Annotated in this window: 23 protein-coding genes; 10 read left to right on the top strand and 13 right to left on the bottom strand. The window is 64.3% G+C overall.

Annotated features, from left to right (window positions below):
* The first annotated feature begins 13 nt into the window (after nt 1-13).
* Complete coding sequence (locus HU748_RS03775; RefSeq protein ID WP_186664954.1) at nt 14-796, top strand: aldolase; 783 nt, start codon at nt 14-16, stop codon at nt 794-796.
* Nucleotides 797-829: 33 nt separating this feature from the next.
* On the top strand, nt 830-1,720 hold the full coding sequence (locus tag HU748_RS03770; RefSeq protein WP_186664955.1) for a dihydrodipicolinate synthase family protein: 891 nt from the start codon (nt 830-832) through the stop codon (nt 1,718-1,720).
* A gap of 73 nt (nt 1,721-1,793) precedes the next feature.
* Here the strand turns inward: HU748_RS03770 and HU748_RS03765 are convergent, their stop codons facing one another.
* Genes HU748_RS03765 through HU748_RS03750 form a run of 4 tightly spaced genes read right to left on the bottom strand, consistent with a single transcriptional unit; the run spans nt 1,794 to nt 4,636 of the window.
* Nucleotides 1,794-2,528 carry an amino acid ABC transporter ATP-binding protein gene (locus HU748_RS03765; protein ID WP_186664957.1) on the bottom strand — a complete coding sequence of 245 codons (735 nt, stop codon included), beginning with the start codon at nt 2,526-2,528 and terminating at the stop codon, nt 1,794-1,796.
* Nucleotides 2,515-3,162, bottom strand: a complete 648-nt coding sequence (locus HU748_RS03760; protein WP_054890698.1) for an amino acid ABC transporter permease — start codon at nt 3,160-3,162, stop codon at nt 2,515-2,517. The genes HU748_RS03765 and HU748_RS03760 overlap by 14 nt, the downstream gene beginning before the upstream one ends.
* Complete coding sequence (locus HU748_RS03755; RefSeq protein ID WP_186719257.1) at nt 3,163-3,828, bottom strand: amino acid ABC transporter permease; 666 nt, start codon at nt 3,826-3,828, stop codon at nt 3,163-3,165.
* A gap of 22 nt (nt 3,829-3,850) precedes the next feature.
* Nucleotides 3,851-4,636 (bottom strand): transporter substrate-binding domain-containing protein, encoded by a 786-nt coding sequence (locus HU748_RS03750; protein ID WP_186664961.1) that lies wholly within the window; start codon nt 4,634-4,636, stop codon nt 3,851-3,853.
* A gap of 278 nt (nt 4,637-4,914) precedes the next feature.
* Here HU748_RS03750 and HU748_RS03745 point away from each other — a divergent pair, with 278 nt between their 5' ends.
* Both HU748_RS03745 and HU748_RS03740 read left to right on the top strand, forming a co-directional pair.
* Nucleotides 4,915-5,598 carry a FadR/GntR family transcriptional regulator gene (locus HU748_RS03745; RefSeq protein WP_186719256.1) on the top strand — a complete coding sequence of 228 codons (684 nt, stop codon included), beginning with the start codon at nt 4,915-4,917 and terminating at the stop codon, nt 5,596-5,598.
* Nucleotides 5,599-5,775: 177 nt separating this feature from the next.
* Nucleotides 5,776-7,098, top strand: coding sequence for an MFS transporter (locus HU748_RS03740; RefSeq protein WP_186719251.1), 1,323 nt, complete (start codon nt 5,776-5,778; stop codon nt 7,096-7,098).
* A gap of 27 nt (nt 7,099-7,125) precedes the next feature.
* Here the strand turns inward: HU748_RS03740 and HU748_RS03735 are convergent, their stop codons facing one another.
* From HU748_RS03735 to HU748_RS03725, 3 genes are read right to left on the bottom strand one after another with little or no spacing between them, the layout of a single operon-like run.
* Complete coding sequence (locus tag HU748_RS03735) at nt 7,126-10,257, bottom strand: CusA/CzcA family heavy metal efflux RND transporter (protein ID WP_186719250.1); 3,132 nt, start codon at nt 10,255-10,257, stop codon at nt 7,126-7,128.
* 14 nt (nt 10,258-10,271) lie between these two features.
* The gene (locus HU748_RS03730; RefSeq protein WP_186664969.1) at nt 10,272-11,477 is read right to left on the bottom strand and encodes an efflux RND transporter periplasmic adaptor subunit; all 1,206 of its coding nucleotides are present in this window, start codon (nt 11,475-11,477) and stop codon (nt 10,272-10,274) included.
* 47 nt (nt 11,478-11,524) lie between these two features.
* Nucleotides 11,525-12,721, bottom strand: coding sequence for a TolC family protein (locus HU748_RS03725; RefSeq protein ID WP_189657552.1), 1,197 nt, complete (start codon nt 12,719-12,721; stop codon nt 11,525-11,527).
* A gap of 245 nt (nt 12,722-12,966) precedes the next feature.
* On the opposite strand from HU748_RS03725, the gene aroQ reads away from it, so the two are divergent.
* Nucleotides 12,967-13,416: a type II 3-dehydroquinate dehydratase gene (aroQ, locus tag HU748_RS03720; RefSeq protein ID WP_186664973.1), complete on the top strand. Its 450-nt coding sequence runs from the start codon at nt 12,967-12,969 to the stop codon at nt 13,414-13,416.
* On the top strand, nt 13,413-14,261 hold the full coding sequence (locus tag HU748_RS03715; RefSeq protein WP_186719248.1) for a shikimate dehydrogenase: 849 nt from the start codon (nt 13,413-13,415) through the stop codon (nt 14,259-14,261). The genes aroQ and HU748_RS03715 overlap by 4 nt, the downstream gene beginning before the upstream one ends.
* 30 nt (nt 14,262-14,291) lie before the next feature.
* On the opposite strand, the gene HU748_RS03710 is transcribed toward HU748_RS03715, so the two are convergent.
* Together HU748_RS03710 and HU748_RS03705 are read right to left on the bottom strand one after the other, a co-directional pair.
* A complete protein-coding gene (locus HU748_RS03710) occupies nt 14,292-14,861 on the bottom strand; it encodes a thioredoxin family protein (RefSeq protein WP_186719247.1) in 570 nt (189 codons plus the stop codon).
* On the bottom strand, nt 14,851-15,126 hold the full coding sequence (locus tag HU748_RS03705; protein WP_186719245.1) for a DUF2790 domain-containing protein: 276 nt from the start codon (nt 15,124-15,126) through the stop codon (nt 14,851-14,853). The genes HU748_RS03710 and HU748_RS03705 overlap by 11 nt, the downstream gene beginning before the upstream one ends.
* A gap of 218 nt (nt 15,127-15,344) precedes the next feature.
* On the opposite strand from HU748_RS03705, the gene HU748_RS03700 reads away from it, so the two are divergent.
* From HU748_RS03700 to HU748_RS03685, 4 genes are all read left to right on the top strand, one after another.
* Nucleotides 15,345-16,085 carry a response regulator gene (locus HU748_RS03700; RefSeq protein ID WP_186664981.1) on the top strand — a complete coding sequence of 247 codons (741 nt, stop codon included), beginning with the start codon at nt 15,345-15,347 and terminating at the stop codon, nt 16,083-16,085.
* Nucleotides 16,082-17,383, top strand: a complete 1,302-nt coding sequence (locus HU748_RS03695; RefSeq protein WP_186719243.1) for a HAMP domain-containing sensor histidine kinase — start codon at nt 16,082-16,084, stop codon at nt 17,381-17,383. The genes HU748_RS03700 and HU748_RS03695 overlap by 4 nt, the downstream gene beginning before the upstream one ends.
* 192 nt (nt 17,384-17,575) lie before the next feature.
* The gene (locus tag HU748_RS03690; protein ID WP_186664985.1) at nt 17,576-18,202 is read left to right on the top strand and encodes a ferric reductase-like transmembrane domain-containing protein; all 627 of its coding nucleotides are present in this window, start codon (nt 17,576-17,578) and stop codon (nt 18,200-18,202) included.
* Nucleotides 18,203-18,217: 15 nt separating this feature from the next.
* The gene (locus HU748_RS03685) at nt 18,218-18,712 is read left to right on the top strand and encodes a DoxX family protein (protein ID WP_186664987.1); all 495 of its coding nucleotides are present in this window, start codon (nt 18,218-18,220) and stop codon (nt 18,710-18,712) included.
* Nucleotides 18,713-18,792: 80 nt separating this feature from the next.
* Here the strand turns inward: HU748_RS03685 and HU748_RS03680 are convergent, their stop codons facing one another.
* The 4 genes from HU748_RS03680 to HU748_RS03665 form a co-directional block, all read right to left on the bottom strand.
* Nucleotides 18,793-19,497 (bottom strand): putative DNA-binding domain-containing protein, encoded by a 705-nt coding sequence (locus HU748_RS03680; RefSeq protein WP_186719241.1) that lies wholly within the window; start codon nt 19,495-19,497, stop codon nt 18,793-18,795.
* A complete protein-coding gene (locus HU748_RS03675; protein WP_186664996.1) occupies nt 19,490-20,323 on the bottom strand; it encodes a DUF692 domain-containing protein in 834 nt (277 codons plus the stop codon). Before HU748_RS03675 ends, HU748_RS03680 begins: the two co-directional genes overlap by 8 nt.
* A 315-nt stretch (nt 20,324-20,638) precedes the next feature.
* Nucleotides 20,639-21,199 carry a DUF4174 domain-containing protein gene (locus tag HU748_RS03670; protein ID WP_186708203.1) on the bottom strand — a complete coding sequence of 187 codons (561 nt, stop codon included), beginning with the start codon at nt 21,197-21,199 and terminating at the stop codon, nt 20,639-20,641.
* Nucleotides 21,200-21,399: 200 nt separating this feature from the next.
* Complete coding sequence (locus HU748_RS03665; protein WP_186719232.1) at nt 21,400-26,286, bottom strand: NEL-type E3 ubiquitin ligase domain-containing protein; 4,887 nt, start codon at nt 26,284-26,286, stop codon at nt 21,400-21,402.
* Nucleotides 26,287-26,374 lie beyond the last annotated feature (88 nt).

The following is a 26,374-nucleotide window of genomic DNA, read 5'->3' as shown; positions in this document are numbered from 1 at the left end:
AGAGGATATCCCCATGGCCAACACCCTGACACTCGGCAAAGAGCAACTGGTGCACAAAGCGCTGGCACAGATGCAAGGCTCACTCGCCGATAATACGTGGACTGTACGCGAAAAGCTGGCCCTGACCTGTCGAATTCTCTTCGACCATGGCCATGACTCAGGCCTGGCCGGGCAGATCAGCGCCCGCGGCCCGGAGCCTGGCACTTTCTACACCCAGCAACTGGGCCTGGGCTTCGACGAGATCAGTGCCAGCAACCTGCTGCTGGTCAACGAAGACCTGGAGGTGCTCGAAGGCCAAGGCATGCCCAACCCCGCCAACCGCTTTCACAGCTGGGTGTACCGCGCCCGGCCAGACGTTAACTGCATCATCCACACCCATCCCACCCATGTTGCCGCCCTGTCGATGCTGGAGGTGCCGCTGCAGGTCTCGCACATGGACCTCTGCCCGCTGTACGACGATTGCGCGTTCCTCGGTGCCTGGCCCGGCGTGCCAGTGGGTAACGAAGAAGGCGAGATCATCAGTCAGGCCCTGGGCGACAAGCGCGCCATCCTGCTTTCGCACCACGGCCAATTGTCCACCGGCACCAGTATCGAGCAGGCGTGCGTCTATGCCCAACTGATCGAACGTGCCGCGCGCCTGCAGCTGCTGGCGATGTCGGCCGGCAGCATCAAACCCATCGACCCCAAGCTTGGCCGTGAAGCCCACGACTGGATCGACCGCCCCAAGCGCCACGGCGCCTCGTTCAACTATTTCGCCCGGCAGAGCCTGCGCAAACACGCCAACTGCCTTGACTGACCCCTGAATGCCTTGCTTGCGGAGCCACACCTCATGACCACAGAATTCCACGGCATCATCGGCTACACCATCACCCCGTTCAGCCAGAGTGGCGAACAGCTCGACCTGCCTGCCCTGGGCCAGTCCATCGATCGCCTCATCGACAGTGGCGTCCAGGCCATCGCCCCGCTGGGCAGCACGGGTGAAGGCGCCTACCTGAGCGACAGCGAATGGCATCAGGTCGCCCAGTACAGCCTCGAACGCATCGCTCGGCGTGTGCCCAGCATCGTCAGCGTCTCCGATCTGACCACCGTCGGTGCGATCCGTCGCGCCCGCTTCGCCCAACAGCATGGCGCCGATGCGGTGATGGTGCTGCCTTCGGCGTACTGGAAACTCAGCCCCAACGAGATCCTCGCGCATTACCGCAGCATCGGCGCGGCCATAGACCTGCCGATCATGCTCTACAACAACCCCGCCACCAGCGGCACTGATATGCCAGTGGAACTGATCCTGCGCATCGTGCGCGAGGTGGACAACGTCACCATGGTCAAGGAGAGCACTGGCGACATCCAGCGCATGCACAGGCTGCAACTGCTCGGTGAGGGCCAGGTGCCGTTCTACAACGGCTGCAACCCGCTGGCACTGGAAGCCTTCGTGGCCGGGGCAAAAGGTTGGTGCACTGCTGCGGCCAACCTCATTCCCCAATTGAACCTGCAGCTGTACCAGGCGGTACGCGACGCCGACCTCAAGCAGGCCCAGGCGCTGTTCTACCACCAGTTGCCGTTGCTGGACTTCATTCTCAAGGGCGGTTTGCCAGCGACCATCAAGGCCGGACTGGCCATGACCGGGCTGCCGGTGGGCGAACCGCGTCGGCCGGTGTTCGGGCTGGATGAACAAGCTCGCGCCACGCTCGAGCGCCTGCTGAGCGATCTGCGCGAACACTGAAAGCCTGGAGGTCACTGCACGCCACGCGATGGCTGGGCGAGAACTGGTTGACCCTCACCTGTCACGGTCTTGCTCACACCATCGCCGTCATCCCGATGAAGTTCGCCAGCTCCGCCGTACGCGGGGCGGCGAACAGTGCGTTCGGGTCCCCCACTTCATGCACCTTGCCCTGGTGCATGAACACCAGCTTGTCGCCCACCTCACGCGCAAAGCGCATCTCGTGGGTGACCATGATCAGGGTCATGCCTTCGCTGGCCAGTTGTCGCACCACGCCCAGCACCTCATTGACCAGCTCCGGATCCAGCGCCGAGGTGATCTCGTCGCACAGCAAGACCTTGGGCGACATTGCCAGTGCGCGGGCAATCGCCACACGCTGCTGCTGCCCGCCGGAGAGGCGATCCGGGTAGGCGTCGAATTTCTCCGCCAGCCCCACCCTGGCCAGCATGCGCTCAGCCATCTCGCGCGCCTGGGCCTTGTCGGCCTTTTTCACCACCTGCGGTGCCAGCATCACGTTCTCGCCCACGGTCAGGTGCGGGAACAGATTGAACTGCTGGAACACCATCCCGACCTTCTGACGCAATGCGCGCAGGTCGGCGCGACTGGCGTCGAGGTATTCACCGTCCACCTCGATCACCCCGTCGCTGATCGACTCAAGGCCGTTGAGGGTGCGCAGGAAGGTGCTCTTGCCCGAACCGCTGCGGCCGATGATCGCGACCACTTCGCCCTCTTCGATGCTCAGGTCGACGCCCTTGAGCACGTGGTTGTCGCCGTAGTATTTATGCAGCGCGGACACTCTAAGCAGGGGCATGCAGCCTCCTTTCCAGATAACGGGCGCTCAGCGAGAGCGGATAACAGAGAATGAAATAACCCAGTGCGACCAGGCCATAGACCATGAAGGGTTCGAAGGTGGCGTTGGCGATCATGCCGCCGGTCTTGGTCAGCTCGGTGAAGCCGATGATCGAGGTCACCGCCGTGCCCTTGACCACCTGCACCGAGAAGCCCACGGTCGGCGCGATGGCGATGCGCAGTGCCTGGGGCAGGATGACGTGGCGCAACTGCTCCATACGGCTGAGCGCCAGACTGCCGGAGGCCTCCCACTGGCCACGTGGAATCGACTCCACACACCCGCGCCAGATCTCGGCGAGAAACGCGCTGGTGAACAGCGTCAGGGAAATGGCCGCCGCCATCCACGCAGAAACGTCGATACCGAACAGCGCAATGCCAAAGAACACCATGAACAACTGCATCAATAGCGGTGTGCCCTGAAACAGCTCGATGTAGCCTCGCGCCAGGCGCCGTGGCAGCGCCCGCTCGGAAATGCGCCCGATCAGCACCAGCAACCCGGCCAGGCCGCCACAGGCGAATGCCACCAGCGACAACGCCAGTGTCCACTGAAGCCCCGTCAGCAGGTTGCGCAGGATGTCCCAGAAGGTGAAGTCCATTCAGCGTTTCCCCATCAGCAGGCGCTGCCCGATCCAGTTCAGCAGTTGGCGCACGAGGATGGCCATCAGCAGGTACAGGACGGTGGTCAGCAGGTAGGTCTCGAAGGCGCGGAAGTTGCGCGACTGGATGAAGTTGGCGGCGAACGACAGTTCCTCGGTGGCAATCTGCGAACACACCGCCGAGCCGAGCATGACGATCACGATCTGGCTGGACAGCGCCGGCCAGACCTTGGCCAGCGCAGGACGCAGGACCACGTGACGGAACGCCTCGAAACGACTCATGGCCAGGGCCGCTGCGGCCTCCAGTTGCCCCCTGGGAATGGCCTGGATGCCGGCGCGAATGATTTCGGTGGAATAGGCGCCCAGGTTGATCACCATCGCCAGCACGGCCGCCTCCCATTCGCTCAGGCGCACGCCCAATGCGGGCAGGCCGAAGAAGATGAAGAACAGCTGCACGATGAACGGCGTGTTGCGGATCAGTTCCACGTACAGGCCGAACAGCAGGTCGAACGGGCGCAGGCGCCAGGCCCGCACACCAGCGCCGATCACGCCGATGGCAAGGCCGAGCACGGTGCCGATGGCGGTCAGCTGCAGGGTGAACAAGGCCCCCTTGAGCAGCAGGTCACTCTGGGCAAGGACGGGGGCGAAGTCGAATTGATAAGCCATGGCTAGAGGTGTCCGCAGCCGCTCAAAGATCGGCTGGGAGAGGTTGCTTGAGCCATTTCTCGGCATTGCGGTTCAGGCTACCGTCGGCCTTGGCCGCAGCCAGGGTGCTGTTGACCTTATCCAGCAGCGCCGCCTCATTTTTGGCCACCCCCACGTAGACCGGCGAGTCCTTCAGCTTGACCTTCACCACCGGCACCTTGGCCGGATTCTTCTCGGCGATGGCCGACATCACCACGCTGCCGCTGGCGATCAACTGGACCTGCCCGGAAAGGTAGGCGGCGATGGTCGAGTTGTTGTCTTCGAAGCGCTTGATCACCGCATCCTTGGGCGCCACGGCAGTCAGGGCCATGTCCTCGATCGAGCCGCGGGTGACGCTGATGGTCTTGCCGGCGACTGCACCAATGTCATCGATCTTCGCTTCGGCCGGGCCGAAAACGGCCAGGTAGAACGGCGCGTAGGGGCGCGAGAAGTCAATCACCGCCTCACGCTCAGGGTTCTTGCCCAGGCTCGAGATCACCAGATCGACCTTGCCGGTGGTCAGGAACGGGATGCGGTTGGTGCTGTTGACCGGGGTCAGGGCCAGCTTGACGCCAAGCTTGTCGGCCAGCAGTTGCGCGGTATCGATATCCAGACCACGCGGTTTCATGTCCGGGCCGACCGAACCGAACGGCGGGAAGTCCTGGGGCACGGCGACCTTGAGCACGCCACGGGCACTGATATCGGCCAAGGCGTCGGCCTGGGCCAAGGGCAGCGCAAGAGTGGTGCCACAGAACAGAGTCGCCAGGAACAGGGAGCGGAACGTCGTCATGAAAAGGCCTCGCTGGAATTCGGGTGATGGGACTGACCTGGCCATTGCAGGGGGCATGCCAGTATGCGCCCACGCCCTTTGCGAAAGGCCGCCAGGCCCGTGGCTGCAAGGTCTTACTGGTCTGAACAGTTGTACCGCATGGTCGTCCTCTGACCTGGAGCGCGCCCTGCTTTCGTGCAAGGCCTTTCGGGGCTGCGCCAGGTTGGCGCAACGCTTGCCAGCACGGTCGGTTCACCGTAAAACGTCAGCGTCATTGCCCTCTGACTGGTCTGAACAGCATGCTCGACACTCTCCCCCGCGCCGTCCCGGAACTGGCCCTGCAGGCCATCCGCAAGCTCATCGATGAAGGCGGTTACCAGCCGGGCGATGCCCTGCCTTCGCAACGTGACCTGGCAGAGCGACTCGGGGTCAGCCGCGCCTCACTGCGTGAAGCGCTGTCGTCGCTCAGCGCCTTGGGCTTGGTGAGCGTGCAGCCCGGCAAGGGCGTATTCGTACAGAGTCCGGCACCCAGTGGGTTCTCCTGGCCCTATGCCGAGCAGGTATCGGCCGCCGATACGTTCCAACTGCGCTATGCACTGGAGGGTTTTGCCGCCGGGCAAGCGGCGCTGGCATTGACCGCCGACCATATCGACCGGCTCCAGGCCAATGTCGAAGCCATGCGCCAGGAGCTGCGCGAGGGGCGCTTCGAGAACGCGGCGCGGCTCGATTTCGAGTTCCATCAATTGCTGCTGCAGGCCTGCGGCAACCAGGCGATGCTGCAGGTCATCACCGCGAGCCAGGAAATTTTCCTGGAGAGCCAGAAGCTGCCGTTCATTCGCCCTGAGCGGGCCATGGAGACCTGGCAGGAACATCGCAAGATCCTCAAGGCCCTCGAGCGCCGGTCGCAAGCCGGGGCTCAGCGAGCGATGCAGGAGCATATCCGCAACGCCGCCTCGCGTACCGGGGTGGTGTTCGCTGTCTGAGCGGCGACTGTCGTGCCCTGTTCGCGATAGATCCGCGGTCGAAACAGATATCCCGGTGTCGCCCTCAAGGATGCACCGCCCCCCGCCCTCCGCTCTACTGGCCCTGACAACCAGACGACACGGCTCGACCGTGTCCACCCCCTGCCAGGCTGCCTATGACAACCGGAGAGCATTCGCATGTCTGTATCCCATGAGGTATCGCCCGCCACCCTGCGTCGGGTGATTGCCGCATCGGCCATCGGTAACTTCGTCGAGTGGTTCGATTTCGCGGTGTACGGTTTTCTCGCCACGCTGATCGCCAGCCAGTTTTTCGCCAGCCAGGACGCCAGCGTCGCCCTGCTCAAGACCTTCGCCGTCTTCGCCGTGGCCTTCGCCCTGCGTCCGCTGGGCGGCATCGTGTTCGGTGCACTGGGCGATCGCCTGGGGCGCAAGCGCATCCTGTCGCTGACCATCCTGCTCATGGCCGGTTCCACAACACTCATCGGGCTGCTGCCGACCTACGCCAGCATCGGCATCGCCGCGCCCGCACTGCTGACCCTGGCGCGCTGCCTGCAAGGTTTTTCCGCAGGTGGCGAATACGCCGGGGCCTGCGCTTACCTGATGGAGCATGCGCCTCGGGAAAAACGTGCGTTCTACGGCAGCTTCGTGCCGGTCTCGACCTTCTCGGCATTTGCCTGCGCGGCGGTCATCGCCTATGCCCTTGAAGCCAGCCTGACGCCGGACGCCATGAACACCTGGGGCTGGCGCGTGCCCTTCCTGATCGCCGCACCGCTGGGCCTGGTCGGGCTTTACCTGCGCTGGCGCATGGAAGAAACACCCGCCTTCCGCGAGGCCATCGCCGAGGGCCGCGAGCATGAACATTCGCCACTCAAGGAAACGCTTCGCCACCATGGCCGGGCGATCCGCAACCTGGGCGCATTCATTTCACTGACGGCGCTGTCGTTCTACATGTTCACCACCTACTTCGCCACCTACCTGCAACTGGTCGGCAACCTCAGCCGCGCCCAGTCGCTGTTGGTAACCACCGTGGCGCTGCTGTTCGCAGCAGCCGGCTGCCCGTTGGCAGGTGCGTTTTCGGACCGGATCGGACGCCGCCGCACCATCGGCTTCACGTGCATCTGGGTGATGGTCTGCGTGTTCCCCGCGTACTGGCTGGCCAGCTCCGGCTCGATGCCAGGCGCGCTGCTGGGCGTGATCCTGCTGGCGGTAGGCGCCTTGTCCAGCGGAGTGGTGACAGCGGCCTTGCTGTCGGAGAGCTTCCCGACCCGCACCCGCTACACCGCCTCGGCCATCACCTACAACGTCGCCTATACCCTGTTCGGCGGCACCGCGCCGCTGGTGGCGACCTGGCTGATCGGACTGACAGGCAGCAGCCTGGCACCCGCCTTCTACCTGGTGATCATCGCCCTGGTGGCGCTGGTTGGCGGGCTGGCGCTGCCAGAGACTTCGCGCATTTCCCTGCATGAGGAATCGCTGGGGAGCCAGCCAGCCCAGGCCTGACATCACCGGAGCCGACTGGCAGCCACCTCACTCTTCTTCCCGCCGATACGCCCAGCGATAGAGTGCAGGCAACACCAGCAAGGTCAAGGCCGTCGACGACAGGATCCCGCCGATCACCACTGTCGCCAGCGGCCGCTGCACCTCGGCGCCCGTGCCGGTGGCCAGTACCATCGGGATGAACCCCAGCGACGCCACCAGCGCGGTCATCAACACCGGCCGCAGGCGGGTCAATGCGCCCTCCTCGACCGCCACCCGCAGCGATCGCCCCTCTTCTCGCAGGCTGCGAATGAAGGCGATCATCACCAGGCCGTTGAGTACCGCAACCCCCGACAGCGCGATAAACCCGACCCCTGCCGAAATCGACAATGGAATGTCCCGCAGCCACAAGGCCAGCACCCCTCCGGTCAGGGCGAAGGGAATCCCGGTGAACACCAGCAAGCCGTCGCGCAGGTTGTTGAACATCATCAGCAGCAACGCCATCACCAGCAGCAGTGAAACCGGCACCACTACCCGCAGCCTCTCGGCAGCCGACTGCAACTGCTCGAACTGCCCGCCCCAGCGTGTCCAGTACCCAGGCGGGACCTGCACCTGGTCGATCAGGGCCTGCTCGGCCTGCTCGACGAACGAGCCCAGGTCGCGGCCACGCACGTTGGCACTGACCACCACCACACGCTTGCCATCCTCGCGGCTGACCTGGTTCGGGCCCAATTGCAGGTTGAGGCTCGCCACCTGCGACAACGGGATGAAGCCGATTTGTGCCGCGCCAGCACCGGCCGGCACCGGTATCAGCAGGTTCGCCAGCCCGTCGACGTCCGTGCGCAGGGCTTCGGACAGGCGCACCACCATGTCGAAGCGCCGGTCACCCTCGTACAGCGTCCCCGCCTTGCGCCCGCCGACAGCGATGGCCACCGCATCCTGCACCTGGGCAATGTTCAGACCGTGGCGTGCCGCCTTGTCGCGGTCGATATCGATGGTCAGTACCGGCAACCCGGTGGTCTGCTCGACCTTGACCTCCGATGCCCCCGGCACCTGCTGCAAGGTGGTGGCAATTTTCGCCGCCGTGGCGTTGAGCACGTCCATGTCGTCGCCGAAGACCTTCACCGCCACATCGCTGCGCACCCCGGAAATCAGTTCGTTGAAGCGCAGTTGGATGGGTTGCGACAGTTCATGGTTGCTGCCAGGCACACTGGCGGCGGCTTGCTGCACCTCGGCAATCAGCGCTTCGCGCGGCTTGCCTGGATCGCGCCATTGCTCACGCGGCTTGAGCATCACATAGGCGTCGGAGATGTTCGGCGGCATCGGGTCCGAGGCGATCTCGGCAGTACCGGTGCGGGCGAATACCCGCTCGACCTCGGGCACCTGGGCGATGATCGCCCGTTCCAGGCGTTGCTGCATGTCCACCGATTGGCTCAGGCTGGTGCCCGGCACCCGCAGCGACTGCAGGGCGAAGTCACCCTCGCTGAGGCTGGGGATGAACTCACTGCCCATGCGGCTGGCCAATACACCCGACAGCAGCACCAGGCTTGCAGCGGCGGTGAAGGCCAGCTTGCGTCGCTGCAGCACCCAGGCGAGCACCGGAGCGTAACGCTGGCGAGCAGTACGCATCAGCACACCTTCCTCCTCCTTCACCTTGCCGGTAACGAACAACGCAATCGCCGCCGGCACGAAGGTCACCGAAAGAATCATAGCCCCCAGCAAGGCCATGACCACGGTGAACGCCATGGGGTGGAACATCTTGCCTTCCACACCGGTCAGGGCAAAGATCGGCAGGTACACCACCATGATGATCAACTGCCCGTAGATCAGGGGCCGGCGTGCCTCGCGAGCGGCCGCGAACACTTCATGGAAGCGCTCGGCACGTGTCAGCATGCGCCCGTGCTTGTGCTGGGCATGAGCCAGGCGGCGGATGGCGTTCTCGACGATCACCACGGCACCGTCGACGATGATGCCGAAGTCCAGCGCCCCCAGGCTCATGAGGTTGGCGCTGACCTTGTTGGCGAACATGCCGGTGAAGGTGAACAGCATCGACAGCGGTATGACCATGGCTGTGATCAATGCCGCACGGATATTGCCCAGGAACAGGAACAGTACCGCGACCACCAGAATGGCGCCTTCGAACAGGTTTTTCTTCACCGTGGCGATGGCTTTTTCCACCAGGTTGGTGCGGTCGTACACCGTGACCGCCATCACCCCCTTGGGCAGGCTGCGGTTGATCTCGGCAAGCTTCGCCGCGACCGCCTGGGACACTGTGCGGCTGTTCTCGCCAATCAGCATGAACACGGTGCCCAGTACCACCTCGCGGCCATTCTCGGTCGCCGCGCCCGAGCGCAGTTCCTCGCCCAGGCCGACCTGGGCCACATGGCTGACACGAATTGGCGCGCCATCGGCACTGGAGATGACGATATTGGCAATATCCTCGATCGACGCCACCTGCCCCGGCGCGCGCACCAGCAACTGCTCGCCGTTGCGCTCGATGGCGCCGGCACCGACGTTGGCATTGTTGCCCTGCAACGCCGCGATCAGGTCGTCGAGGGTGAGCTTGTACGCCGCCAGGCGCTTGGGATCCGGTGCAATCAGGTACTGCTTGGCGTGGCCCCCGATGCTGTTGACTTCGGCCACACCCGGCACATTGCGCAGTTGGGGCTTGATGATCCAGTCCTGGATCACCCGCAGGTCGGTAGCGGTATAGGGCGTGCCGTCCTCCTTGAGTGCGCCGTCCTGGGCCTCGACCGTCCACAGGAAGATTTCCCCCAGGCCCGTCGAGATCGGCCCCATGCTGGCTTCGATGCCCTCTGGCAATTGTTCGCGAGCGACTTGCAGGCGTTCGTTGACCAGTTGCCGGGCGAAGAAGATATCGGTAGCGTCATCGAAGATCACTGTCACCTGCGACAACCCTGAACGCGACAGCGAACGGGTCTGCTTGAGCCCGGGCAGGCCGGCCATGGCTGTCTCGATGGCGTAGGTGATGCGCTGCTCGGTCTCCAGCGGCGAATAGCCGGGTGCAGCGGTGTTGATCTGCACCTGCACGTTGGTGATATCGGGCACCGCGTCGATCGGCAGCTTCTGGTAGCTGTGGATGCCCACCGCAGCCATCAGCACCACGGCAAGCATCACCACCAGGCGTTGCTCGATGGCAAATTGAATCAGGCGTTCGAACATGAGGGTTTCCCGGATCAGTGACTGTGCTCGGCCGAGCCCTTGCCCAGCTCGGACTTGAGGACAAAGCTACCTGCCGCCGCCACCTGGGTGCCGCTGGCCAGGCCTTCGGTGATTTCGACGAAACCGCCATCGCGACGACCCGTCCTGACCGGCAACGCCTGGAAGCCATCAGGGGTGCGGGCGAACACCACGCTGCGCTCTTCGAGGGTCTGCAGCGCAACCTGCGGAACCACCACGGCAGCCTCTGCTTGCTCGACAGTCACCGCGATATTGACGAACAGCCCTGGGCGCCACGACCCCTTGGGGTTGGCCAGCGTGGCGCGAGCGGTGGCGGCGCGGTTCTGCTCACCGAGCAGGTTGCCGACGTAGTTGATGGTGCCCTCGACCTGCGCATCGAGGTCCGGCGAACTGACCGTCACGGCGCGCCCGCTGGTAACTTTGTCCAGATCACGCGGGGTTACGGCGAACGTGGCCCAGACCCGATTCAAATCAGACAGGGTGAAGGCGTTGCTGGCCTCACTCACCACCTCGCCAACGGCCAGGTGTTTTTCCACCACCACCGCATCGAACGGTGCACGCAGTTCGTAGCGATTGCCCGCCCCCGCCGGGGCCACGGCAGCCACCTTCTGCCCGGCATTGGCCAAGGCGATTTCAGCTTCCTGCAAGACCTGGCGAGCCTGCAGGTAATCCTGCTCGGCGCTGATGCGCTCCTGCCACAGCTGCTTTTCACGCTCGAACGTCAGCCGCGCCAGCTCGACCCGCCGCTGCGCCGCCTGCTGCTCGCTGCGCAGCTCGGAAATCTGTTGGCTGGCGATCACCGCCAGCACCTGGCCACGCTTGACCGGCTGGCCCAGGTCGGCCTGCACCGACTCGACCACACCAGGAACACGCGGCACCACGTGGGCGGTACGGTCCTCATCGAAACGGATCTCGCCAGGAAAACTGATCGACGTCCCCAGGGCGCGCGGGCCGGCGGTGACCAACTGGACCCCGGCCGCCTCGATCTGCGCGGCGGAAAGGTGCAGCTCGCCCTCTTCGTCGTGCCCTTCCTCGCCGGACGCTGCCGGCGCGCTGCCGTGGTCGTGGCCGTCGTTGCCGTGGTCGTCATGGCCGGACTCACTGGTCTTTCCGGGGCCGAGGTTGCCGGTCCAGGCCAACCCACCGGCGCCGATCACGGCGACCAGGGTGGCAAGGAGGGCGAACTTGCGGGTGGTGTTCATGGGGGCTCCTGCTGCAAATGAAGAAGGTGGAACGCTCGATTCGCGCCTCAGCGCCCGGCATCCAGCTGGCCATAGATCCGCTCGATCTGGGCCCGCGCATCACTTGCCGAAGCCAGGGCGTCGAGGTACTGCCCACGGGCTTCGATCAGCGTGCGCTGGGCGTCCAGGACATCGAGGAACGCGAACTTGCCGCGCTCGAAGCCGCGCGTGGCGGTATCTACCGCCTGGCGTGCCGAGGGCAGAATTGTGCGGTCGTAGGCATTGACCTCGGCCATGGCCATGGCCCACTGGCTCAGGGCGCTGCGGGTGTCGCTGCGCAGGCGCAGTTCCACCGCGTTGCGCAGGTCGCGGGCCTGGTCGGCGCGACGCGAGGCCGCCAGCACGTTGCCCTGGTTTCGATCGAACAGCGGCAGCGGCATGGACAGGCCAACCACGTTGACCCGTTCGCGGTCCTCGCGGCTGTACTGGCTGCCCAGGCTGACCGTTAGGTTGGGGATACGCTGGGCTTTTTCCGAACCTAGCGCAGCCTCTGAGCGCTCGATCTGCGCGGCGGCAAGGCGCCACTCGACAGTCTGTTCGACCTTGCCCAGCAAGACCTCGGCCTGTGGCGCCGGGCCAGGCAACAAGCCGCTGCCATCAAGCTGTGTGAACGCCACCTCGGCGCTGCCGGTCAAGCGCGCCAGCGCCTGCCAGGCCACCACGCGATCCGCTTCGGCGCGACGCAGTTGCGCCAGGGCCTGGGCCAACTGCACTTCGGCGCGAGTGGCCTCGACCGGCGATGACTGGCCCGCCGTGACCCGCGCCTGTACCACCCGCAGGCCCCGTTCGGTCAAGGCTTTGGACTGCTCGGCCAGCTCCACCGCAGTCTGCGCCCGCAGTGCAGCATGGAACGCCTGGGTCACATCGGCACGCAGGCCATTGCCTTGGCGCTCGAGCTCCAGCCGGGCGATATCCTGACCGGCCTTGGCCACCTCGACACGCGCGCCCCGTTTGCCACCCAACTCGAGCGCCTGGCTGAGCATGACCGTGGTGGTACTGGTATCGCGGCGAGTGTCTTCACGCTCCCAGGAAAGCTCCGGGTTAGGTATCAGCCCGGCCTGGCGCCGTTCGCCATCGGCGATGCCCAGTCCCTGGCGCACGACAGCCAGGTCCGGGTTATCGGCAAACGCCGCATCGAGCGCCTGGCCCAGGGTCAGGCCCTGTCCTGCCTGGGCGAAAGCACTGGCCGACAGCAGGCAAATCAGGACAAGGGAGCGGGAGGGTTTGAACGGCACGGTCTGGGATCCTCGACGGCTGGCGGTTGCTGGCGAGGGACTCTAGGGCGCGGCGGTTATCGTGGCGGTGGCGTGAAGATTACGATTCTGTAATTCAGCCGGAACGATGGGCGATTATCGCCCCCGATTTTGATGCCGAATGGTGCCACCGATTTACAAAACTAACCAGATAGTACAAAACTTACTGCAGCCAACAATAAAAGCGATGCTGCGCCATGTCATGCCCAATCCTTGTACTCAACGGCCCCAACCTCAACCTGCTGGGCACGCGCGAACCCGGTCACTATGGCCGGGAAACCCTCGCCGACCTTGCGAACCTGTGCGCCGCCAGCGCCCGCGAGCTGGGCCTGGAAACCGAGTTTCGCCAGACCAACCATGAAGGTGAATTGATCGACTGGATCCATGGCGCCCGTGGTCGCTGCGCCGGCATCCTGATCAATCCCGGTGCCTGGACCCACACCTCGGTTGCCATCCGTGACGCCTTGGTCGCCTGTGAGCTGCCGGTGATCGAGGTGCACCTGTCCAACATCTACAAGCGCGAACCGTTCCGACACCTTTCGTTCGTATCGGCGGTGGCCGTGGGGGTGATCTGCGGATTGGGCAGCCAGGGCTACCGCGCAGCGCTGGCGCATTTCCAGCAACTGCTGCAGGAGGTGGCTGCATGAGGCCGCACAGCATCCTCGCTGGCCTGATCGGGCGCGGCATCCAGGCCTCGCGCACACCTGCGCTGCACGAGCAAGAGGGTGATGCCCAGACCTTGCGCTACTTGTATCGGCTGATCGATGTCGACCAGCTGGGCCTGGACGACAGCGCCCTGCCCCGCTTGCTCGACGCGGCACAGCACACCGGCTTTACCGGGTTGAACATCACCTTCCCGTTCAAGCAGGCGATCCTGCCGTTTCTGGATGAACTGTCAGACGAGGCGCGCGGCATCGGCGCCGTCAACACAGTGCTGTTCAAGGACGGCAGGCGCATCGGCCACAACACCGACTGCCTGGGTTTCGCCGAAGGCCTGCGCCGAGGCCTGCCCGGCGTTGCCCGGCGTCAGGTGGTGCAAATGGGGGCTGGCGGCGCGGGGGCAGCAGTGGCCCATGCGCTGCTGGCCGAAGAAGTCGAGTGCCTGGTGCTGTTCGAGATAGACCGCGCACGCGGGCAAGCGCTGGTGGACAACCTCAACACACGCTTCGGAACCGGCCGCGCACAATTGGGCGAGAACCTGGCCGACGCCTTGGCGGCAGCCGACGGGCTGGTCAACACCACGCCAGTGGGCATGGCCAAGCTGCCGGGTACACCGTTGCCGGTCGAACTGCTGCACAGGCGCTTGTGGGTGGCCGAGATCATCTACTTCCCGCTCGAAACCGAGCTGTTGCGCCATGCCCGGGCGCTGGGCTGCCAGACACTCGACGGCGGTACCATGGCTGTGTTCCAAGCGGTCAAGGCATTCGAGCTGTTCAGCGGTCGCAAGGCCGACTCGATACGGATGCAGGCACACTTTGCCAGTTTGCGGTGAGTCGTCTCCTGCGCCAGCGCTAGCCTGGGCCTACGTCGATGGCTCGGCCAGCAGCTCGCGGATCACCCGTTCCTGACCGGCGTAGTCCCCTTCACCGAAATGCACATGGCGCACTTGCCCCTTGCGATCGACGAAGTAATGCGCCGGCCAGAACTGATTGCCCCAGGCATTCCAGATCCGGTAATCGTTGTCGACCGCCACCGGGTAACCGATGTCGAGCGAGCGTACCTTCTGCCTGAGATTGCCCACATCATGCTCGTAGTCGTACTCCGGCGTATGCACGCCCACCACCACCAGCCCCTGGTCGGCATAGCGCTTGGCCCACTGGTTGACGTACGGCATGCTGCGCTTGCAGTTGATGCAGTCCCAGGTCCAGAAGTCCACCAGCACGACCTTGCCCTTGAGCGCCGGAGCATCCAGCGGCGGCGAGTTGATCCACGCCTGGGCACCTGCCAGCGAAGGCATTGGCCCCAGGTCGTCCCGCGCCAACAGGTGCCCGGCCAGGCCCAGGCCAGCGAGCGCCAGGACGACACCGCCCAGCTTGAGCCAGCGGCGTCGCCAGGGGCTGCCTGGCTCGGCCTGGGTACGATCAGTTGTCATGGCAACCGCCGGTGGCGTAGGTACGGTACTCGACGCTCTGAGTCTGGCCCTGCGAGTCCAGGTAGTCCATGCGGGTGTTGACCACGCCACACGCGTTGCTGCGGTCGTTCTTTACCGACAATACGCGCTTGACGTCCAGGTGATCACCGTAGCGGTACTGCATGGCCTGGCTGTCGGGCATCGGTTGGGTGCTGGCCTGGGCGGCGATGGCGCCGACGCTGAGTACGGCGAACAGGCTGGCACTGGCAAGGGTCTTGAAGTTCATGATGGATCTCCTGCGGGGGCTTTGGGTGGGAAGCTGTTCGCTCCCCGGTCGAGAGCCATTTGAAGCCCGCCAGGTATCGGCCATGTGTCGAGAAATGCCCGTGCTGCTTCGTTCTGTATCTGTGTCGCAGGCGGATACACTGCAATACAAACACCCGCAGGCAAGCGAGCCGAGCCTCGTTACACTGTGCCCATCGCACTCATTACAGGACCACCATGATGGAACACGTCGATCACATCCTGATCGTCGACGACGACCGCGAAATTCGCGAGCTGGTCGGCAACTACCTGAAGAAGAACGGCCTGCGCACGAGCATCGTCGCCGACGGCCGGCAGATGCGCAGCTTTCTCGAAGGCAACTCCGTCGACCTGATCGTGCTCGACATCATGATGCCCGGCGATGACGGCCTGCTGCTGTGTCGCGAACTCCGTGCCGGCAAGCACCGCAACACGCCCGTCTTGATGCTGACCGCCCGCAACGACGAGACCGACCGCATCATCGGCCTGGAAATGGGCGCCGACGACTACCTGACCAAACCGTTCTCCGCCCGCGAGCTGCTGGCGCGCATCAATGCAGTGCTGCGTCGCACGCGCATGCTGCCGCCCAACCTCACCATCAGCGAAAGCAGCCGGCTGATCGCCTTCGGCCAATGGCGCCTGGACACCACCGCCCGCCACCTGCTCGACGACGAAGGCACCCTCGTGGCCTTGAGCGGTGCCGAGTACCGCCTGTTACGGGTATTCCTCGACCATCCGCAGCGGGTGCTCAGCCGCGAGCAACTGCTCAACCTCACCCAGGGCCGTGAAGCCGACATCTTCGACCGCTCCATCGACCTGTTGGTCAGCCGGCTGCGCCAGCGCCTGGGCGACGACGCGCGCGAGCCGACCTGCATCAAGACCGTGCGCAGCGAGGGCTATGTGTTCTCGCTGCCGGTCTCGCTGATCGAGTCGCCGACATGAAGTGGCCAGGCACTCTGGCTTCGCGCCTGGCGCTGATCTTCCTGACCGGGCTGGTGCTGGCCTACGGCTCGTCGTTCGGCCTTCAGTTCTACGAGCGCTACGTCAGCAGCCGCTCGATGATGCTGAGCAACCTGGAAATGGACGTCGCCACCTCGGTGGCCATCCTCGACCGCCTGCCCGCCGCCGAACGTGCTGCGTGGCTGCCGCGCCTGGAGCGTCACAACTACCGCTACCGCCTCGACCAAGGCCTCGCCGGCCAGAGCATGCCCAGCGCCGACCCGCCCATGGCAGCAGAGTCGATCGTCAAGGCGATTGGCAAGGACTATCAACTGACCTTCCAGGAAATCCCTGGGCCAAACGCACACTTCCAAGCTCATCTCCACTTCGCCGACGGCGCGCCGCTGACCATCGACGTCACCCCGGCGCCGGTGCCACTGGCCACCTGGCTACCCGTGGTGCTGTTGTTCCAGCTGGCGGTCCTGCTGCTGTGCACCTGGCTTGCGGTACGCCTGGCGATCGGCCCCCTGACGCGCCTGGCCCAGGCCGTCGATCACCTCGACCCCGACAAGCCCGGCCCACAGCTGGATGAGAGCGGCCCGCGCGAGGTGAAGTACGCCGCCGTGGCCTTCAACGCCCTGCAGGCACGCATCGCCGCTTATCTCAAGGAGCGCATGCAATTGTTGGCGGCCATCTCCCATGACCTGCAGACACCGATCACACGCATGAAGCTGCGCGTGGAAGTGATGGATGACGGGCTGGAAAAGGACAAACTGTGGAACGACCTGAGCGCCATGGAGCACCTGGTGCGCGAGGGGGTGGCCTACGCCCGCAGCATGGACAGCAGCACCGAACAGCCCTGCAAGGTCAATCTCGACGCGTTTCTCGACAGCCTGGTGTTCGACTACCAGGACAGCGGCGCGCAGGTCGTGCGCTGCGGTGACACCGACACGGTGCTGCACACCCGCCCGCATGCCTTGCGCCGAGTCCTGGTCAACCTGCTGGACAACGCCTTGAAGTTCACCGGCTCTGCGCGCCTGGAAGTCAGCCACGGCAGTACCGGCGACACCCTGATTCGAGTGCTCGACGACGGCCCGGGGATTCCCGAACAGGAATTGAGCGAGGTGCTCAAACCCTTCTATCGGGTCGAAGGCTCGCGCAATCGCAGCACCGGCGGGACCGGACTCGGGCTGGCCATTGCCCATCAACTGACCCAGGCCATGGGTGGACGACTGAGTCTGAGCAATCGTGAAAGCGGCGGGCTGTGCGCCCAGGTAGAACTGCCACCCTCCCACCTGTAGAAGTGGGGCTGTCTGTGGGAGCGGGCTTCCCTCCCACGGTCGGTTCATGTATGGATCTGTAGCACACCCGCCCAACGCTACACACCGATACACAACCCCCGCCCCGCCGACACACTGCAGATACCCCTCGCCAACACACTCCCAGCCACAACAACGCCACGGCCTTCGCCGTCGCAGACCTGGGAGCTGCTCATGAAAAACCTCGCGTTACCCTCCGGCTGGAAGCTGTTCGCTGCCCTTGCCGGCCTGACCCTGCTGATGACCGGGCTGGCCCTGTCGATGCACCCCGTCGGCTCTGCCGAAGCCCTGCGCACAGCCATCCGCGCCACCGCACGCAGCTCCTTCGCGCTGTTCCTGCTGACGTTTCTCGCCTCCTCGCTGGTGACCCTGTTACCTGGAGTCTTCAGTCGCCAGGTGCTGCGTGAGCGACGCTTCCTCGGGTTGGCCTTCGCCTTCTCCCACACGGTTCACGGGGTACTGATCTACCTCTATGCGCAACGCTTCCCGGAGCTGTTCTGGGCCGGCCGCACCGCAGTGGCCAACATTCCCGGCAGTGTTGGCTACCTGTTCATCCTGCTGCTGACCCTGACCTCGTTTAAAGGCGCCATGCGCCTGCTCGGCGGCCGTCTGTGGCGAGGCCTGCACAGCACCGGCACCTGGGTGCTGGCCGGGGTGTTCTGCCTGTCGTTCTACAAGCGCATCCCGATGGGCGGCTGGTATCCGCTGGCATTCGCCCTGATGTTCGCTGCCATCGTCCTCAAGCTCACCGCCAAGCGCGCTCAACACCTGCGCCGCGCCAAACCTGCCCTTTCCTGCTGAAGCGAGACCTGCACCATGACAACGCTGATCAACCGCACCCTTTCACGCATCGACAACACCGGCAACTGGAGCGCAGACCTGCCCCTTCGGCTGTTCCTGGCCTGGGAGTTCTTCGAATCAGGCCTTGAGAAGTTCAACGGCAACAACTGGTTCGTCGACTTGCAGGCCAACTTCCCCTTCCCGTTCAACGTGCTGCCCGCTGAATTCAACTGGCAACTGTCGATGTGGGCCGAGCTGATCTGCCCGCTGCTCCTGCTGCTGGGCTTCGGTACACGGCTGGCCTCGGTGGTGTTGGCCGTGGTGACGGTCGTCGCGATCGCCTCCGTGCATTGGCCGGCACATTGGTCATCGCTGGCTGAGCTGGCCCAGGGCTATACCATTACCGACCGCGGCTTCGGCAACTTCAAGCTGCCGCTGATCTACCTGGTGGCGTTGCTGCCGCTGATACTCAAGGGATCCGGCCGCCTGAGCCTGGATCATTGGCTGGCCCGTCGCTGGCAGCACGGCTGATCAAGGCCCGCAGAACACAAAGCCCACGCCTGGCAACAGGCGTGGGCTTTGTGTCTTCCCGAAAAGCTTGAGGCGACTCGTCAGGCCGCCCGGGTTCCGATGATCACACCTTGGGCGCGCAACCCTTCAAGCATCGCTTTGCCGCCTTCGAGCAACGCCTCGCCGCCCAGTGCCAGCAAGCGCTCACGCCCGCTGCCCGATGCGTTCAACAGCTGCCACGCCAAGGGTGCCAGGCGGGAAAAGTGCACCTTGAATCCTGCATCGCGGTGCACCAGCAGCAGAGTCGGCACCTCAGGCGCCTGTTCTGGCTGATAGTCAGGGCCGATTCGCTCTACCGGCCATTGATAAGCCAGCACCTGGGCCACACAGGATAGCAGCGGTTCCCCGTCAAGCAGGTCGCCGTGCGGATCGTGTGCGGGGTCCTGCGCATCCGTGAGGCTCAAGTACGCCTCGATCCACTCGTAATGCGCCAGTTCCAGTTGCCAGGGTGCGTCCAGCTCGACACCCTGCAGGTAGTCGATGAAGCATTCGGCGACCTCGGTGAACAACGGGGTCTGGCTGCGATAGTTGGCATAGAAATCACGCACCCGGGCATGCCAGACCTGATCGCCCAACGTCTTGCGCATCACCGGGAAACCGCCGGCCAGCAGGCCCTCGATGGCCCCGTAGAACAGCTCGCGGTAGACCTTCAACCGCCGCTCCTCGATACCGGGTGGCGCCGGATGACGCTGCGGGTCGCGCAGGTGACGGGCCAGGGTGAATTGTTGCTCGCGCAGTTCAGTCATGGCGCAACCCTCCGGCAGCCTGTTGCAGCGCCCGGATGCGTGCAGTCTCGGCGAGCAGCTCGGCCATGGGCGGGTAGTTGAAGTCGCGTTCCAGTACGGTCGGCTGATTGCCGAAGCGCTGGCACGCAATCGAGAACAGCGTCCATACGTCTTCCTTCACCGCAGCGCCGTGGGTGTCCACCTTCAAGTCCGCTGCCTCGTCGTAGTGCCCCGCCACATGCATGCCAACCACTCGCTCGCGCGGCAGCCCTTCGAGGAAGGTCAATGCGTCGTACCGGTGATTGCAGGCATTGACGAAGACATTGTTGACGTCCAGCAACAGGTCACAGTCGGCTTCCTCTAGCACCGCGCAGATGAACGACAACTCGCTCATCGCCTGGTAGGGCGCGGCGTAGTAGCTGATATTTTCCACGGCGATGCGCCTGCCCAGGCAATCCTGGGCCTGACGGATACGCGCAGCGACATGGCGGACCGCTTCGTCGGTGAAAGGGATCGGCATCAGGTCGTAGAGGTGACCGTCATCGCTGCAATAGCTCAGGTGCTCGCTGTACAGCTTCACCTGGTAACGGTCCATGAAGCGCCGGGTGCCATCGAGCAGCTTCAAGTCCAGCGCCTCCGGCCCGCCCAGCGACAGTGACAAGCCATGGCAGGCGATTGCGAAACGTTCGGCGAGCTGCGCCAGCCCATGGCCAAAGGCGCCACCGACATTGATCCAGTTCTCCGGGGCGCACTCGAGGAAGTCCACGGTGCCCGGCTCCAGTTTCAGCAGTTCAGCCAGCAGGCCGCGGCGCAAGCCAAGACCGGTGAGCAAGGGTTCGGAATGCATGGGGAAAGTCTCCGCAGGGGCCGGAAACGACCGCGGGGCAAGCCGCCTCCCGTTGAACGATGGAAGATGGCTTGCCCCGCGCGCTAACCGGCGAAAAGTCAGATGTTTCGAATGAGACGGCAGAGCGGCGGGAGAAGATTGCAGATGGCGGTCATGGCGAAGCTCCACGTCGGTCGAAAGGTCAGCTCATTTCGCCGCAGTGGTGTGTCCCCGATGTATCGAGAAGCGAAGGAATTTGTATGGCAATCGGTCACCGGGGCCCGCTGATACAGTGGGATACAAAAACGCCGGTCTGCAAAGACCGGCGCTGGCGGTTCAGTCGTCCAGTGGCTTGGGCGGTGCTGCCGGCTTGGCCGGTTTGGCGGCCTTGCCAGTTTCTTTCGCCTTGGGCTCCGAGGCCGGGGCAGCGGCTACCGGCTCGGGGGCAGCAATGGCTTTCTCTGCCGCCGGCAGTTCGTCAACGGCCTTGAAAATCGCCTGCGGGTCGATCTTCTCACCGCTTTCATCATCCTTGAGCATGTGGCGCTCGCCATCCTTGCCGATCAGGATCACCTTGGTGCCCTTGCTCGCGCCAAGCTTGAGTTCGCGGATCAGCGCCATGGTGGTCTGCTGCTCGAGGTTCTTGTCTTCGCGTTTACCCATCATCTGGGCGACGCTGAACAGCACCAGGTTGCGCTCCTTGAACCCGGCCTGGGTGGCCGGATCCTTCATGGCCTCCTCCAACCCGCGCAACGTCGGGTCGGCGCTGCTGGGGGCGATCACGACCAATGGCCGTGCCTTGCCCAGCTCCTTGGCCAGGGGCGCATCGCTGTCGGCAGCCAGCAGCGGGGCAGCGACGGCAAGCAGAGTGGCGAGGGTCAGTGACCGGACGAGCATGTGTATCTCCTTGTTCTCTCGATATATCAATGACTACAGATCATAGAGAAAGATCCGACACGGAGCCTAAACCACCTGAAGTGGAACATGCGCTGTGCAAAGGTAACTTCCGGTGTCCAGGCCTTCGCTCGGGACGTGCGGAAATGCCCGCCCCCCACTGCAGAGCATAGCCTAACAATGAACGCTGGCACCCTCGCCTCTCAGCCCATGCCGCTGCCACGGCTCGGCCCCGGCTGCGGCTCGGAAGTCGGCGGTGTTACCTGCGACGGGTTCTGCGCCAGCGCCGTTCGGGTCAGTTCGATGATGCGTGCCTGCACCGCCGCATCGTGCTCGGTCGACAACAGGTCCATCGTTTCGCGAAAGGTCTGGGAATCCATGCCAGTGCCCAAGGCGCGCATGCGCTCGGCAAATTCGCCATCGGCCAAGCGCATCTGAAGGCTGGCACGCTGCTCGCGCAGTTGTCGGTCGATATCCGCGTGCCGCTGCAGATGGGCCTCCAGGGCATCCCCCGTCAGGCCGCCGCGTTGAAGGTCAAGCTCGGCGGACTGAGCCTGAAGTCGTTGAACCTCGATACTCAAGGCTTGCAAGGTATCGTCATAGGACCGGGTGCCTGTCGAGTCATCGCCAGCCATCTCCTGAGCCACCTCGATACGCTCGAAGAACGGCCTCTTGATGGCGTCGAATTCCTCTTGATGGCTGTTCTTGAGGTGCTCGGTCCAGAATTCACGCATGAACAGCGACTCGACCATGGCCTGCTCGGTTTCCCCCTCGCGCAGCCGCCGGCGGGCCGCAGCCAAACGCTCAGGGTTCAAGCCGGCAGTCTGCTGGTAGGCGATGTCTGACGGCTGTGCAGGCAGATCGAACTCATCGCGCAACATGACCCGGTAGGCCAATTCGACCTCGATTTCATCGGGGTCGCTCCCCGCGACCACACGACCGGCAATGTCATCGACGGCAATCCGTTCGATTTCATCCAGGCGCCACAGCTGCCGCCCCAGGTGCACCAATGCCGCATCCTGGGCACCGCCCCGGGCGTCAACCAGTGCCTTCCAGACCAGCATGCGCACTTCCAGCCGACTGAAGTTCCCGATGACACTGTCCTGGCAGGTCCTGGGCAACATCGCCTGGGTGAACAGTTCCTCGCGCAACTGCTCATGCTCGCGCATCGCCAGAATCATGCTGTTCACTCGCCGCCCAAGGTCTGTGCCGTGATTGCGAAAATCCAGCGTTTCGGGCAGGCGGCGCAACAGGTCCATGAAATCGGCGCTGCCCGGCGCCTCGGCCAGCCCATTCCAATGCTCGTCGAACAGTGCGGTGGAACCTGCATCGATCACCTGTCTCCAGATACCGTGTGCTCTGTCGAGCGTAGCAGCGACATCCCCCGCTTGATCGCCGGCATTCTCGGCTTCCAGCTCCTCTTCAACCATCAGTTGATGACGAATCATGAAGCTGCGCAGGCGCTGGGTAGAGGTGGCGCTCAGCGGGTTATCGCTCAACAGCACCGAGCGGGCATACCACCTAGGGGCACTGAAGAAGTGGTCGGGAAGTTCGACAATTGCGTTGTGACGCAGGTCAGCGATCGCCAGAGAGCCGCGACTCAGCAAACCGTCAGGCAACTGGCTGATTCCGGTGTGCGCCAGCTGAAGGGAGCTCAGATGTGGCATGCTTGCCACGGAAAAACTACGCCCCAACGGGTTGTACGACAAATCCAGTAACCTCAGATGCGTCAGTTGCAACAGCGTGGCTGCCTGGCGATCGTCCAGCACGATCCGATTGCCGGTGAGGTCCAGTTCCCGCAGTCGCGAGAGGTGACGTAACCGCGGCGGCAGGCGGGTAAGCCTGTTGCTGGGTAACTCGAGGACTTCCAGGCGACCGAACGCCCGCATGAAGGTGCTGGGAATCTCGGTCAAGCCAATGCCGCGCAACGACAACGACACCACATGATCGAAACTGACCTGTTGCGCAATCTCCGGGAGCGACTGCAATGACACGGCCCACAGGTTCAGACGTTGACCGATCACGCGCCCGAACTGGTCGTACACTCTGGGCAGGGTGCGCCGCCAGGCCGCGAGCAAGGCATCGCGCAGGTAGGCTCGCTCTCCACGGGCGCTCAGGCCGCCAGGCTGATTGGCCCACAACTGCAGGTGCGTCTCCAGCAAAGCCATTTCATCCTCTAGCCGAGTCAGCTCGGTGTGAATGTTTGTGCCGCTGTTGCCGAGCGTGACCAGCCAGGTTCGCACCTCGTTGTCGCTCAGGTTCGGGTACAGGTTACGCACCCTGCCGAACAACGGCCGGCATCGCCCACGTCCGGCGCCGCGACCGCTCAACGGGTAACCGACTCGCCCATCCGCCAGACGTTGCGGCGCCCGGAACCAGCCTGCAGAGGCGCGCTTGCCGAGCATCCCCACCACTTGCGAGCGACGGGCCGCCGTCGCGCGCGCCAGGGTCACACGCAGGTTGTGGGCCAGGGGCTCGGTCAACCCCAGGGCCTCCCGCTGCCCGTCGTCCACCGCGCCACTCAGGACGTCGAACAGTTCGCCTTCCTTGAGCACCACCTCTGTTGCACCGTCGAGCAACTGGAAATGCCCACCGGTGTGAACCAGGGTCAGTGTGCGAACGGCCTGTGCGCGGTCTATCGACAGCAATACCGGGCCGTCCGCCGAGCCCTCGCACAAGCGCCAGGCCACGTTGCGCGAAGCACCCGGCAGTGTGTCCAGCACCTGCAGCGCAACGCGGGCAAGATCGGCATTCTGGCTGGCATCCAGGTACAACCCTTCGAACACCCGGGCCACCCTGATACGCCACACCGCAGCGCCCGCCTGAGAGGCAAGGTCCATCGCCACCCGGCCGTTGTCCAGCAAGCGCCCACGATCGACCACACTGGCTTCGCGCAACAGTTGCGAGGCCGCCCGACTGTGCAGTGAAGAGAACTGTCGGCACAGACGCTCGACGCCCGCGTCTCCGGTTGGCTGCTCCAACGCATACAACTGCTCGAACAGACGCCTGCGTTCGGACCAGATCAGCTCCGCCAATGCCTGATCGGAAGCATCAGCGCCGCCGGACAGCAACCGTGCCTGACCGAGTACAGCCTCGTCGGTGGCTATGATCCCACTGCGCAATTGGCTGACCACTCGACGGATGCGCAGGTCCAGCCGATAGCGGACGACACTGTCCAGCCATTCGCCATCGGCCACACGTCCCTCGACATGGACCGCGCGCAGATGCTGCGGTTGTATGTCGTGGGCGAGCAGGATTTCGTCGATCTGGTCGTCGTCCAGCTCGGCAAAGTCATGCCCCAGGCGCCGGAACGAACGCCGAGGCTCATCCCACTCCAGTGGTTGCTCCCACCACAGCCGCCAGCCGCCCGCACCATTGTGTCTGAGCACAGGCGCGTGGTTGTCGTCACCCTGCAAGCGCCAGCGCTGATCGCTACCCTGCGCAACCCGATAGTGCTGGCCATCCATTTCAATCCAGCAACCTTCGCCAGCACGGTATACACCTTGGTCGTCACGCAGCGCCCCGGCAGGCGGCGCATTGCGAAATGGCGTGAGGTCCTCCTTCCATAGCCGCGTGCTGCCGTCCTCCAGCCGGACCGGCAATAGGCTATCGACCAGCGCCGAACGGCTCCAGGCCGCTCGCGCCACCTGCGCACCTGCCGCCGTGGCTGCAATCATGGCTACATCGCCGGCGACGTTGAGCAGGTGATCGAGGGCCTCGCTGCTATCCCCCTCGTGCCAGGCCTCGACACCGTGGTAGACCTCACCCAGCAGTTCCCATGCGGTCACTGCGAGCAACACCGCGCCCAGGGCCGGCACGAAGAGCCCCGCTATATTGAGCAAAGCCCAGCCTTCTGCGGACAAGCGCTGATCGTGCTCGCGCCGGACCTGTTCATCCACCGCAGCCGAGGGCACGGCAATCATCGCCGCATCGGCCTTGACCTGCGCAATGCGCGCACGGCCCAGCGCACTGAACAGCGAGCCTTCCAGGGTACTGGCAGTAGCCTGGTCGGTGATCTCCCAGGGGTGCATATGCTCTTCCAGTGCAATGTTTGCCAGATCCGACACGCCCTGGTAGCCCGAAACAACGGCGGAAAAGAACGACTGCGCATCGCGGCGCAACACAAAGCGGCTGAAGAAACGCTGGTACCCGGGCAGGCGCAGGCGCTTGCCCAGGTCATTGGCAAAGTGGCGCAGGTCGGGGAATGCGCTCCACGGAGTCGTCGGATCGCCCGGAATGTGGACCAGCACGCGGTAGCTGGAGCTGTACAGCGGGCTGAAGATCTCGTCACGAACATCCAGCACCACGATCTGCTCCAGGGTGCACGCCAGCAGGCTCAGGCGCTTGTACTGCACCGGACGTCCTTCGAAGGTCAACGAGGCTTTCTGCGCGCAGAGATTGTGCACCAGCAGGTATTCGTCCTCGCTCAGAACACCTTTGAGCCGCGCAACGCAGGCATCAGCCAGCATGCCGTAGCGATGGGCCCGGCCGAACACCGATTCGGCGGCAGCGCCCGAATGGCTGTCCCGCTCCAGCACGGTGTGCAAATGGCGCTGGTATTGACCGCCCAGGTCCAGAGACCGGCACAATGCAGCAAAACGGCGCGCGTTGGGCAGCCGGGCAGATGCATTGCGAGGATCGCTTAGCCGGTTGCCGGGTAACTGCCCGCCGTCCTCGGTTTCCTCCTCGCGGAAATTGCGCAGCGCCGCCTCGACCAGGGGCATTTGCGTGTACACCGGCTCCGTCACCGGGTAACCGATGGGTATCGAGGTGAGCACTGGCTCGCGGTGACCACGACGAAACTGCAACGCGCGGACATCGAACGGCCCACCGACATGGGGCCTGAGGGCCTCGGCCAAACGCGTTTCGGCAAAGCTGTCCAGGGCGTCCAACTGCCCCATGATGGCTTGGGCCCGCGCCTGGAAATACACGCTGAGCCTCATCGCCTCGTACAGGTGCTTGACCTGCTCCGGGGAAGCCTGGCGTAGCCAGTCCGGCAAACGCTGACCAATCACGGCGTCCTGATGCAGTGCGTGAACATCAGGGACGGCGGTGGCGTCTTGTTCGTGCTGTACGCGGGGGGTCGTCATGGCGTAGCGCTCCTTGGAAAAGAAGCGCAGGCTAGGTGGCAGCGGCCATGCTCGGGCAGTAGATAGATGCCACCCCGGCGGCAGCCGC

Source organism: Pseudomonas sp. RW3S2, assembly GCF_014268955.1.
Classification (GTDB): Bacteria; Pseudomonadota; Gammaproteobacteria; order Pseudomonadales; family Pseudomonadaceae; genus Aquipseudomonas; species Aquipseudomonas wayambapalatensis.
The sequence above is the reverse complement of the archived record's forward strand: the minus strand, read 5'-3'. Positions and strand labels throughout refer to the sequence as shown.